Here is a 7756-nt window from a genome sequence, read left to right on the forward strand (position 1 = left end):
CGGCAGATCGCCGCCAAGAGCAACGAGATCCCCGCCTTCGCCCTGCTGCTGGAAGGGCTCGACCTGCGCAGATACGTCATCACCGCCGATGCGATGCACACCCGGACCGGCCACGCCGAACACGTCATCACGCGGGGCGGGCACTACATCCTGGTCGTCAAGGGCAACCAGAAGAACCTCCGCCGACAGCTGCGGCGCCTGCCCTGGCGCGAGGTCCCGCTCCAGCACCGCACCCGCGAACAGGGCCACGGCCGACGCGAGATCCGGCGCCTCAAGGTCTGCACCGTCCAGCCCGGACTCCCTTTCCCGCACGCCGTGCAGGCCATCAAGGTCAAGCGCCGCCGAACCAACCGCACCACCGGCAAGACGACCATCACGACGATCTACGCGGTCACCAGCCTCGCTCCCGAACAAGCCGCCGCGGACCGAATCGCCGAACTCATCCGCGGACACTGGCAGGTCGAAGCCCTGCACCATGTGAGAGACGTGACCTTCGCCGAGGACGCTTCCCACGTCCGCACCGGCACCGCACCCCGCGCGATGGCCACCCTCCGCAATCTCGCCATCGGCCTCATCCGCCAGGCCGGCTGGACGAACACCGCCGCCGCCACCGACCACTACCGGTCACGAGCCGACCACGCCCTCCAACTACTCGATCTTGAAAGCTGAGAACGCACCAGCCCTGATCGTCGGGACGTTGGACAAGCCGCTGCCCGAGCTGTTCGCGCCCGATTGCGACTGGCGGCTTGAGGCGGCTCGTCAGCGGTTGCGGCCGGAGGACTGAGCTCGCGTGGAGAGAGCACAGCGGCGGTACACCCGCGCCGGGTGTGTCTGCCAGCTCACCTCCGCTCGCGCGGACAATACGCTCTTCAAGAGCTGCGAGGCGAACGTTGGGGGCAGGTCTCCCGGTACCCGCTCAGAACAGTGCCAGGCCCTCGCCACTGGTGTCCGCGATGACTGGCCGGGACTGGGCAGGGAGGCCATCCAGGCGGTCGGGGCCGGCCGCGGCGGCCACGGCAGGGGCCGTCTCGGCCAACCAGACACGAAACCGCTCGGCGGCTTCGCGGTAGGGGACTTGCGCCAGGATGCGGTGCTCGCCGGAGGGGCAGGAGTCGACGGCGACAGTGAGCAGGCAGGAACGGGGCGCCTGCTGGCTGCCCGTCCAGGACACGCGCAGGACGCCGCAGGGCTTGCGTCCGCGGGGGACTTGGTGGGTCGGGCGCAGTGATCGGCAGGCTGTGTGGGCGGTCCATGCGGCGAGGTGTGGCAGGGGCAGGGTGGTGCGTGCGCGGCAGCCGGGGCAGCGGTGCCAGTGACGGAGCCAGTCGTCGGTGTCGGTGTGGAAGAGGCGTGTGTAGCGGTTCGCCACGCGGATGTCGTTGCTGTACAGGTGGTCGGGGCGTTCTTGTGTGTTGCAGGACTGGCAGACGGGGGCGCGGACGTAGCCGTGTTCGTGGCAGTGGTCGAGGACTGCGGCGGGCGCGGTGCGGCAGACGGCGCAGGCCCACCCGGCCACCCTGCGGGAAATGCCGGGCTTCCTGCTGAGCACCGAGTACAGCTGGCCGTCCAGCTCTCTGTTGTACGGGCGCAGTGAGGCGTTGGGGCCCTGGGGACTCGTCGTCTGCCGGCCGTCGGCGTCTTGGGCCTGGCGAAGGTGGGAGGGCGGCTCGGTGACGGCCGCGCTTGCCTGGCGGGTCCGCGCGGCGTGCAACCACTGCGTTTCGGTGTGCTCGGCCGCATCCAGCAGCCTGACCACAGCGCGCGGCAGCCACCACGTCCGCTGTGCGCCGTCGCGGGTCTGCTCCACGAGCATCTGCCACCAGTCGACCCCCGCCAGATGGTACGGCCCGCCGACTTCACGTCGTGCCGCCCGCTCGGGGCCGCCCGGCTCCTGCAGTGCCTCCGTGATGCGCCGGCGCCAACGCAACGGCGTTTCCTCGTTGTGCATCCGCCTCGGCCCCCCACGAAACGGACCGACGCGCACCAGATCCCGCCGATCCATTCCCACCGCGTTCAGTTCCGCGGCCGCCCGGCGCACCTCGACCTCGCGAACACTCCACTGACCGCCGCTCGCCCGCACCGTCGCCACCGCATGGCCGCCGAGCAGGACGTAGCCCCCCCGGGCGTGGGCAGGAGAGCAGGTGAACGCCCCAGAAGCCGTCGGCACCGCACCGTCTGCCGTCAGATCGACCCACAGAGCGTTCGCGGCACCCAGAGTGATCAGGCCGTCCGTGCGACCGGGCATGACACGCTCTGACATACCGACAGGCTAACGGACCGTACCGCGGCACCGGGCTCCAAGCGCCTCGGTCGCTCGACACCGGTGAGCCCGCCAGCCCCAGATGGTTCCCGCTGACTCATGCGTATGGCAGTGGTGGTGGCTACTATGTACGTGGTTGACGAGACCGTTGAAAGGCGAGGTGCATCGGTGCAGATGGCCGACTATCACGACGCGGCGGCAGAGTCCCGATAGGGGCGCCTGGCCGGCGCTCTCCTATGGCGACGCCCGTTGGGCGGCGACGTCGTGACTCGGATCCGGCGGCAGGTTGACTCCTGCCCTGGTTCTGTGACGGCGCTCTGACGATGCCTGGGAGGGCCTTCCTTGTCCGCAACCACCGCTACCTGCGACCACCGCGTGTACCACGTGGTCGTTGTCGCCTTGATCTCCATGATTGTTGGGCTTACCACCGGAGTCGGCGTTGCCGCTCTCGGACAGTCCCCCCTCACCGCTGTTGCTTCCGGCGGGGCCGTCGTGCCGTTCGTCTTCTCTGCCGGCATGACCGCAGTCGCGTACGTGAAGCGGCAGGCATAGTAGGTGACTTCGTGGGGTGGCTCTTTCAGGCCACCCCACGCCTGCGACTCGGCGAGCCCCCCCCAAGTCCTTCTTGTAGTCAGCGATGGCGAGGAAAGCACCCCGGGAACGCGACGTGATCACCCAGGACCGGGAACCGGCCGGGTGCGACCGTCCCTGCCCGTGCGGTACCGCGGACTGTGGCCACGGCACACCGCGTGTCCCTGGGGATAGATGCACGACGACGGCACCGTGACCGTGTACGCCGGGGTGTCCTACTACGAGCTCGGTATCTCCCCGTAGCCGCGTGCAGTCGTGGCCGACCGGTGCAGCGAGCCGGGTCCGGCGGGTGTCCGCGACCGAGCTGAACGGCGGGTGGGCTGGGTGCGGACGCCGTTCGCTGAGTGCGGCAGGTCAGCGGTGACGCCAGGTTTGGCGCAGGCGCAGGACTTCGGTGGCCCAGTGGGCAGGAAGGTCTGGTTCGGGTATGCGTTCGCGGCCGAGGCTGAAGCGGACGTGGCGGTAGAGCCAGTGCAGCGAGGCGTCTGAGCTCGCGACGAGTGTGGACAGCAGCGGTTCACCGACCGGTGTCTCCCGGTCGACGGCGACCAGAAGCTCACCCTGGTCGTCCGGCTGCAGGTGCGGCAGCACGCCTGCCATCCGCAGCCGCAGGTCACCCCACGTCAGAAGTGACCCGCCGCCGCGCGCCGCGTCCTTGAACACGTCCCGGGCGACGGCGGCCAGCTTGTCGATGGTCTCGATCGGCAGACGGTCCGGGGGAGACGGCACGGTGGCCTTGGGACCAGGGACGGCCTTGACCGGGTCCGCCGCGCGCGGTGCGGCACGACGCGACGCGCTCGAGGTGCGGGCCTTGAGCTGGCGCTTCCACCGCTTGGCCTGAACCTCTTCGAGCACCGGTAGGCGCCGGCCCAGCCGGCGGCGCAGCGAGCTGATCTCGTCGAGGAATGCGGCGAGTTGCTCGGTGGCCAGGCTGTTGTCGGCACGGCCGAGTTCGGCGAGGACTTGACGGATACGGCGCAGGTTCGGGTCCGTGTTCGGATCCTGTTCCTGGCACCACGCCTTCACCTCGCGCATCAACGGCGTGTAGGTGGCACGGTCTTCGGGCGACAGGCGCCGACCGTAGATGGGTCCGGCGAGGTGGCGTGCGGTCTGGACCGTAGCCAGGTCGCCGGCCTCCTGCGCGGCACGGATCTCCTTCACGAGCCAGGTGAACTCCGCTCGGGCTTCTGCGAAAGCGGCAGATTCGGAAGGCGGAGCGCTGCTGGGTGACGGGTGGGTAGCCGGCAGGCTGGCTCCGTCGTCTGGAGTCGCCGATTCGCCGTTGACCTGGGCTTTCAGGCGGGTGAGTGCCGTGTGGAGGTCCTGCGGCAGGGGGCCGGGGCAGCGTCGTTGGAGAATTTTCGAGTGGGCCAGGGCACTGCGCAGGGCGAGGGGCGTGGGGGCGGGGCCGGCCGTCGCGAGGTCGGTGAACAAGGTGCGCAGCGCCGCGTGGGTGGCTGCTGCTTCACGGCTGTTGATCCAGGTCTTCAGGTCGGTGCGGAGCAGCAGGAGGTTCTGCCGTGGCTCGCCGGACAGGTGATCCGCGGCGATCCGTGAGACCTCCTGGCGGATCCGACTGGTCTCGTTCAGGTCGTCGGCGTCGCGGGCCTGCTTGAACAGCTGCGTCAGGCGGGCGATGTCCGCTGCCGTCTGTGCCTGGAGAGTGTGCTGGTCCTGTCCCGGCGAGTCGGGGCTCTTCGCAGCGGGTGGGACGGCGGGGGTGCTCTTCTTCGCGGGAGCCGACGCCGGCAGAGGGCGGCCGATGAGGCGATCGAGGTCGTCCAGGAGCCGCTCGCTCTCGCGTTGCCACGCGCGCAGCTCGTGCCTGCGTTGCCGGACAGTCTCGTAGAGCCGCTGGTGCTGCTCGCCGTCCTTGACCGTGGCGGCCAGGCGGGCGGCGCGACGGCCGGTGGCGCGGGGCAACGTGGCACGGCCCACAGTCAACTGGTTCTTGAGGAAGGTCAGTTGTGTCTGTGCGGCCCGCGCTTCCGCGGGGCGGGGCGCCTCCGCGACGGAAGCCGATGCCGGTACGGGAGGAGTGCGGTGGCCGTACGCCGTATGTGCCGCGCGGATCTGCTCCTCGCTCCATTGGTGCAGCGCGGAGTCCGAGGCCGGGGCGGGGACTTGGATCAGGCGCAGCACGGTGGCGAGATAGGACAGAGGACGGCCGGAGGGCGCGCGGACCAGGACGCACAACAGCGACCGGTTCCGGGCCCACGGCTTGTCGACCTCCACGAGGAGGTCCCGGCGCTTGGGGTCGGGCAGGTGCGCGAGATCCAGGCCGACCTGCTCGGCGAGCTGTTTCCACGTGGTGGTGGCTCCCTCCCGGGCCACGTCTTCGAGGGCCCGCCGTAATACAGTCGCGGTGCGGCTGCCCTGGGACTGCACCGGAACGGTGGGGGCGGGCCGCGTGGCGGGCTTCGGCGCGGGCAGGGGCTCGTCCAGGGCGACGGGGGGACGCCACAGGCCGGTGCGTTCCGCGTCCAGGCCATTGAGCTGGATGAGGCTGTCCGCGCGCACCGCCCAGCGGGTGCTCGCACCCGGCTGGTCGGCTTCGGTGACCAGCAGGCGCACCGTGCCCGCCAGCCGGTACACGTACTGCTCGGTGGGGCGGGGCGTGTCGTGGGGCAAGGAGAGCTGGGCCTTGAGGATCCGGTGTCCGGCCGGTTTGATGAAGCCGGATATCAGGTACCGGCCGCCCTCCACGAGGGGTGAGTCGGTGTCCGGCCGGGCCTCGCCGTCGATCGCGAAGACGATCTCGGCGCCGCGCAGCGGCAGACTGCCGGCCACAGCGTCGTGGCGCGCGGCGCCCTCGCGGATCAGCCCGCGGTTACGCAGTTCGTCGAGGGCGGGGGTGATGAGGCCGGTGCCGGTCATCCGGCACCGCTCGAGCGGGGACCAGGCGACGGGGCGGTTCTCGGTGACGGTGCCGATCAGAACCCGGCGGCTGTTGCCGTCGGTTTCGCACCGCACCTGCAGGGCGTAGCCGTAGCGGGCCGTCATGTCCCGGGTGATGGCGCTCTCCAGCCCGAAGACCCACTCGACGTTCCCTTCCTTGGCGGCCAGGCTGTCCGCCGTTCCACGCCAGCTGCGGTAGTCGTTGGGCCGCAGCTCGAAGCGCAGGCGTTGATTCGTGGCACGCAGCACGAAGTCCACGGCATCCCCGGGCCCGTGTCCGAGGCTGCACAACTCGGCCTGCGCCGCGTGCCCCTGGCCCGCCAGCCACTGCGTCACATGCGCCTTGGCAAACAGGTGATCCGCGCTGTCGACGCCGTTGGCCGTGCGATGACACGCCGCCCGGCTTCCGTCGCGGTCCGGGAAATGGGAGAAGTGACAGACCTTCGTTTCGTAGCGCTTGGTCATCAGCCGCTCGCCGCAGCCACCGAGCAGCGTCCCGCACCAGAAGTCGTCCTTGCCGAACTGGCGGCGGAAGTCATCCAGATTGTGCGGCTCCTCGGGCAGGATGACCGGCTGGTCCGAATCCCGGCCTCCCATGACCGCGGTCTGGACGAGACGGAAGTCGATCTGCGCCACCAGCAGTTCCTCCGAAAACAGTCGGCACCCATCCACCCCGAGGAGGCACACACCCGACGCGGACCCCGCGCCTCGGAGCACCCCTGGCGCCTGCGCAGTCGCACACGTCCCGACGGTGCAGCGACGTCTTGGGCCACCGATGAGATTATCTGTCGCGTCGGGCAATGCGTCAGGTGCGGTGCGCATCACCTCCCGGACGCTCCTTGGCGGGCTCCGGTGAGTTGTCTTGCGCGGCGCGTCAGCCTACCTGCTTCGATTCCGAATCGTATGCCCACAGTAACGAAGTCGAGCGACCGGTTCGAAAGTTGAAGATCAATCGGGCAGTGGCCATGCGCTTCGACAATCGGGCATACGCCTTTCACGGCACGGTGACCGTGGCCGTGATCCGGTTGTGGCTCCGCTCGTGAGTGCGAAGCGTCTCAGAGTGAGGGGTCTCGCGCTTTTCGGACAGGCGTCGGCCGTTGATTTCACGCGGCGATTCGCAACTTCTGATGCTCGGCGTGTACTTCGCGCGGAGGACGGTAGCCAACTGCCGAGTGAAGGCGTTTGTGATTGTACCAGAATTCGATGTAGCGGGTGATGTCCTGCCGGGCTGCCTCGCGGGTCAGGTAAGTCATCCGTGATACACGTTCGTTCTTCAGGACACTGAAGAACGACTCGGCCATGGCGTTGTCGAAACAGATTCCGGTGCGGCCGGCTGATTTGCGGAGCCCGAGCTGACCCAGCGTCTTCCCGAACTCGGCTGACATGTAGTTACTTCCACGATCGGAGTGGAATATTGCACCTGGCGTGAACTTTCTGTTCCGTGCCGCATTGCGGATGGCCCGGGATATGAGAGGGGTTTGATAGTGGTCGCCCATCGCGTACCCGATGACTTCCTTGGTGCAGCAGTCGATGACGGTCGCCAGATACAGCCACCCCTCTCCGGTCGAAATGTAGGTGATATCATCGACAAGTTTCACTCCCGGCGCGTCGGCAGTGAAGTTCCGGCCGACGAGATCCGGTACCGGGCCGGGTGCGTGCTGGGTGAGGCCGAAGCGTTTCGGCTTCGGCTTCGGCTGGCAGGGCTCAAGGCCCAGCTCGCGCATGAGCCGGCGGACCAGCTCCAGGCCCGCGGTATGGCCCCAGCGGTGCAGCTGGGCGTGGACGCGCCGGTAGCCGTACGTGCTGTCAGCATCGTCGAATGCCTTACGGATGAGCAGCTTCACATTGTCGCGCCGCTGGGCCGTCGCGGATTCCGGGCGGCCGCGCCAGCTGTAGTAGCCGGATCTGGACACGTCGAGGTGATCGCACATGAACTCGACGCTATATGCGTACTCCACCGTGTCGAGCCGCATCTCATCGATGAACTCGTACTTGCTTGCTACCGGG

4 protein-coding genes are annotated in these 7756 nt (G+C 68.7%); 1 reads left to right on the plus strand and 3 read right to left on the minus strand.

The annotated features are described in order from the left end of the window. Window positions 1-669: ISAs1 family transposase (locus B9S58_RS16410; RefSeq protein WP_107494945.1), on the plus strand; the 669-nt coding region annotated here is incomplete at its 5' end. Window positions 670-916: 247 nt separating this feature from the next. Here the strand turns inward: B9S58_RS16410 and B9S58_RS16415 are convergent. From B9S58_RS16415 to B9S58_RS16430, 3 genes are all read right to left on the minus strand, one after another. After that, window positions 917-2260 (minus strand): endonuclease domain-containing protein, encoded by a 1344-nt coding sequence (locus tag B9S58_RS16415; protein ID WP_103532850.1) that lies wholly within the window; start codon window positions 2258-2260, stop codon window positions 917-919. A gap of 945 nt (window positions 2261-3205) precedes the next feature. Beyond that, window positions 3206-6385, minus strand: coding sequence for a hypothetical protein (locus tag B9S58_RS16420; RefSeq protein WP_103532851.1), 3180 nt, complete (start codon window positions 6383-6385; stop codon window positions 3206-3208). 467 nt (window positions 6386-6852) lie between these two features. Then, window positions 6853-7756: IS3 family transposase (locus B9S58_RS16430; protein ID WP_103535105.1), on the minus strand; the 904-nt coding region annotated here is incomplete at its 5' end.

It is taken from the genome of Streptomyces sp. SM11 (assembly GCF_002910905.1).
GTDB lineage: Bacteria > Actinomycetota > Actinomycetes > Streptomycetales > Streptomycetaceae > Streptomyces.